At 45.2% G+C, this 219-nt stretch carries 1 pseudogene; it reads left to right on the top strand.

The annotated features are described in order from the left end of the window. Nucleotides 1-88: 88 nt before the first annotated feature. Nucleotides 89-219: pseudogene (locus tag IM265_RS21905) on the top strand (class II fructose-bisphosphate aldolase); the annotation flags it as partial.

The raw sequence follows: 219 nt of genomic DNA, 5'->3' as shown, positions 1-219 counted from the left end.
TTCAAGCGCAGGGAAACCTGCCCAAATTTCAGCGCGGTATTAAGAGCACGCACCTTTTCTAACGGCCGAAGATACAGGACTAAGCAAGATGTCTAAAATTTTTGATTTCGTAAAACCTGGCGTTATCACTGGTGATGACGTACAGAAAGTGTTCCAGGTAGCTAAAGAAAACAACTTCGCTCTGCCAGCAGTTAACTGCGTAGGTTCCGACTCCATCAA

Origin of the sequence: Enterobacter cloacae complex sp. P17RS (assembly GCF_014895885.1) — a bacterium.
Classification (GTDB): Bacteria; Pseudomonadota; Gammaproteobacteria; order Enterobacterales; family Enterobacteriaceae; genus Enterobacter; species Enterobacter bugandensis.
Note: the sequence above shows the minus strand (reverse complement) of the source record. Positions and strands in the feature narration are given on the sequence as shown.